General features: G+C 41.7%; 5 protein-coding genes. 2 read left to right on the top strand and 3 right to left on the bottom strand.

Going from position 1 to position 3,663, the window contains the following annotated elements; genetic code table 11:
• The coding region (locus A4S05_RS38120) for an SDR family NAD(P)-dependent oxidoreductase (protein WP_141699947.1) at positions 1-215 on the bottom strand (215 nt) is incomplete at its 3' end.
• 251 nt (positions 216-466) lie between these two features.
• On the opposite strand from A4S05_RS38120, the gene A4S05_RS38115 reads away from it, so the two are divergent.
• Complete coding sequence (locus tag A4S05_RS38115) at positions 467-898, top strand: hypothetical protein (RefSeq protein WP_141699946.1); 432 nt, start codon at positions 467-469, stop codon at positions 896-898.
• A gap of 257 nt (positions 899-1,155) precedes the next feature.
• On the opposite strand, the gene A4S05_RS38110 is transcribed toward A4S05_RS38115, so the two are convergent.
• Positions 1,156-1,665, bottom strand: coding sequence for a putative antibiotic biosynthesis monooxygenase (locus A4S05_RS38110; protein WP_256091409.1), 510 nt, complete (start codon positions 1,663-1,665; stop codon positions 1,156-1,158).
• A gap of 141 nt (positions 1,666-1,806) precedes the next feature.
• Complete coding sequence (locus A4S05_RS38105; protein WP_256091408.1) at positions 1,807-3,267, bottom strand: iron uptake porin; 1,461 nt, start codon at positions 3,265-3,267, stop codon at positions 1,807-1,809.
• Positions 3,268-3,329: 62 nt separating this feature from the next.
• Here A4S05_RS38105 and A4S05_RS44060 point away from each other — a divergent pair, with 62 nt between their 5' ends.
• Positions 3,330-3,458 (top strand): hypothetical protein, encoded by a 129-nt coding sequence (locus A4S05_RS44060; RefSeq protein WP_256091117.1) that lies wholly within the window; start codon positions 3,330-3,332, stop codon positions 3,456-3,458.
• Positions 3,459-3,663: the final 205 nt, after the last annotated feature.

Below are 3,663 nucleotides of genomic sequence, written 5' to 3'. Positions count from 1 at the left end.
AACTGCTGGCAAGCAACGGCATCAGTTACGTCTGTAGGTACTGCAATCACCTTCTGTGTATGATTTGTACAAGCAGTCAGTGTCTGTTCTAATTCTTCTTGATTACGAGCCGCTAAGACTAAATTTGCATCTTGTTGGGCTAACGAGATTGCCAGCTTTCGCCCAATTCCTGCTGATGCACCTGTGAGAACAATGGTTTTATTAGCAAAGCTCATAATCAATCTTTCCAGTCAAAAAATTGCCTATTGTAGAGCTTTATATTACCAGTCAATTTGCTTTTTTATTTACAGCTGCTGCCAACGGGTGCTTGGCTCAAGGGAGTCCACCTGCACAATGAAAAACTGCCCTGAGCAATACTACGGATTATTTTCATGCTTAATATAATAAATATTATTTTTTCCAATATTTATTAATAAGTAAGGTTAATTTAAAAATGTTTGCAATATATATTGTTTGAATAAAACTGGTGTTTAGCTTATCTTGCTATGTAATGCTAGGCTGGTTATTTGCTTGGACACCAGTTTGGGATGAGGCTTTACAGCAGGGAAGTGCCTTGACTTTATCCAGAGTTACTTTAATATTTTTGACTTTAACATTGACTCGCAGTTTTGCTTGGAAAATTTTTGGCGTTATCAGTTGGGCTAAAACTTTAGGTTGGTGTTACATATTAAGCCACGGTGTAACTGGAATTTTACTTTTAGCTTTTAGTGGAGGAATAACGTTATATGTAGTTTTATTGGTAGTACTAAGTATCGCTTGGGCTGGTGCTTTTAGTTCAGTCGCAGTAAAAAATCAATTACTTCCATTTTTTAGTCAGTTGCACACTGTGCTAATTTTGAGACTTACCTTAATTTTTGGTTTAGGTTTAGGGATGTTAGCCCGTCTGAGCAATCCCTAAAAATTATCTTTAACTTTCGGTTACACTACCCAATAGCCAAAGGAGATTTTTTTTATTCATATATAGCAAGCCTTGTAGCAATTATTCCTGCTAAAAACGGATATTCGTGATGAAGCCATGATTACTGAAAATGATGATTCAGTCGATGCAGTCAATGAACTAGTGAGAAAAATCTCTATTAAAGAAACTTAGCTAAACCAATTCATCTCTTCATTCAGCAATGCCCAAATAATTTACCTCACACATGAGGCAACATTTTATGGAATGGGATAGAGCCATTTGCGAAATAATTGTGTTAGGCGCGGCATGATCAAGTAGGTGAGCAGGGCGACACCGAGTCCTGTGCTAATCAGTTGACTAAGCAATACAGGCAACCCAGACAAAAACGGTGCTAGCAAACGATTGAGTTGAGGAAGAGTGAAGAACACTCCCAACCACGTCACTAACATCATTTTGTAGCGGGGTGGTGGCAATTTCATCGGTTTGTTTGAGAGAGTAAACCAGGTTTCCAATCCGGTCAGTGTTTGAAGGGCTTCCGGCTTTTGAATCAAGGGCTGCAATCGCTCAATCCACTCCCGCCTAACATCAGATTCTAGCCAGGTCTTGAGATTGTCGTAGCAATCGAACTTGAGAATGACCACGTACTCCGGATGGGTGTGATCCTGGGGTCGAATAGTGCTGACACCCAGATGCCCCTTGAATTTTCGTGCATCTGCCGCAATGCCATGAAACCATGCTTCGTAACCTTCCTCGCGCCCCGGTCTCACTACATGACAGATCACAGCTGTGACTAAATAATTTTCTTCACTGCTATTAATCGCCGATGGTTCATCCAACATAGAATCTAACGTTATAGGTAATTTGATCTTTAAAAAAGAAAAACGGCTCTTACCTTGCCTGTACAGACCCTAAAATTGAAACGTCGTCCGAATGGTGCCAACAAAAATGGTGTCATTATTGCTGTTGTGATCGGGGTTGATAATGACGACCGCACCAGGAGTAATTGAGACATTATCGCTCACTTGCAATCGATATAAGGCTTCAAAATGCAATGAGGTGTTGCGATCTATTACCCCAAACTCATTGCTGATTACTTTGGGGGGTTGTCCAAAGACAAAGCCCAATAGATTGCCTTTTTTGCCCAAATCTGGGAATCCAAAATTAACAGCATAGTAAAAAATCTCAGCGCTGGGATCATTGGGGATATCTTGTGCCGATGCTTGGAGATATCCTACCCAGCCCCCTAATCTGAAGGCAGGGTTGACGAGCCAGGAAGCTGCAAGACTATAGCTATTCCCAACAATGTTTTTACTGGCTCCATTGAAGGGGTCATTGGTAATGGTACTACTTGTACTGATATCGATCGCATTCAAAGAACGAGCATAGGTTAAGCCAAAAATTAAGGATTTCGTAGGTTTTAATGTCAGTTGTGCTAGGGTGGAGTAGGAACCATCAAATAATCCAGATCCCGCAGTTGGGTTGTTGGCTTCACTAGCAAGATAAACCAGTGCTAAATTGATGGCTGAGTTGAAGTTATAACTGATACCAATGCCTGTCCCACCTGTTTCTTCACGATAGATAGGGCTGCGAATCCCAAATGCAGAAATAGAACCTCTGCCATCACTTCCCAATAGAGGGTTAATGGTATCGACCACATCAAATAACGTACCTTGAGCGATCGCACTCACCTTAACAGCAGACCCGATGGGAAATTGATAATAGAGTTGATTGAGAATTAACTGATTACCTGTATCACTATCAAAACTGAGACGAGCCATATTCGTGCCTGTGGCGTCCCTAAAGTTGGGAATATTGCCAGCCTGAAATCGAATTCTCAGTAAATCTTGCCCCGTAAAACTGGTGTTAAATATCAACCGCACGCGATCGCTAAAAATGATATTATCACCGACCTTACCCCTGGAGCCAGGTGTTTCTCCTGCTGGTACAGCTTTATCATCGCCAAATGCACCACTCACCGCAAAAACTACTTCTCCAGTAAATTTTGTCGTCGTCGAGAATTGCTGAGACTCGAATTGATCTGTGCGTGTTGCTAAGGAATCTACCCGTCCACGCAATATTGAGAGTTCTGCTGTAAATTCCTGCTGAAGTCTTTGCAAAGTTTGTAAATCTTCCTTCTTAATCAAATCTGCTGTCGCACTTTCTAGTAGCTGATTGAGCCGATCGAGACAAGCATTCAACCCGACAGCAAACTCATAACGAGTGATTGAGCGATTGCCCTGAAATGTTTGATCGGGATAACCAACAATGCAGTCGTAGCGATCGACTAATGCTTGCAATGCTTGAAATGCCCAATCTGTAGGCTGCACATCAGTAAGCTGATTCACAGATGTGACTTGCTCGGGCAACATATCTTCGGCAGTAGCAGACCTAGAAAGGCATTGCTGAGTAAGGCATACTCCAAAGATCAGAGATGACGAGAGAATTAATTGAGAAAAAAGTTTCATTGAGAACAACCACCTTAGAGACACCAGATTGTTCGGCAATTTTTTACCAAGAAGTAGTTGTCACCGCTATGTTTCAAGTAAAGTTGATAACCTAGCGATGACAATACCAACCCAGTTACACACGAGCTAAAATAGACGCTTTCTCATTATTTACTGGGAGATCCAGCACTTGAGTTTGCTGCATAGCTAGTCATCAGGTTTTTGTAGTCAGGAATAAACCCTGCTAAAAGACTACCTAGCCCTTCAATATCGTTACGCCAGTCACGGTGCAATTCACCCACAACGCTAAACCAATTGACC

The sequence above is a fragment of the Nostoc sp. KVJ20 genome (assembly GCF_001712795.1).
In the GTDB taxonomy this organism is placed as follows: domain Bacteria; phylum Cyanobacteriota; class Cyanobacteriia; order Cyanobacteriales; family Nostocaceae; genus Nostoc.
This window is presented reverse-complemented; position numbering and strand designations above follow the sequence as displayed.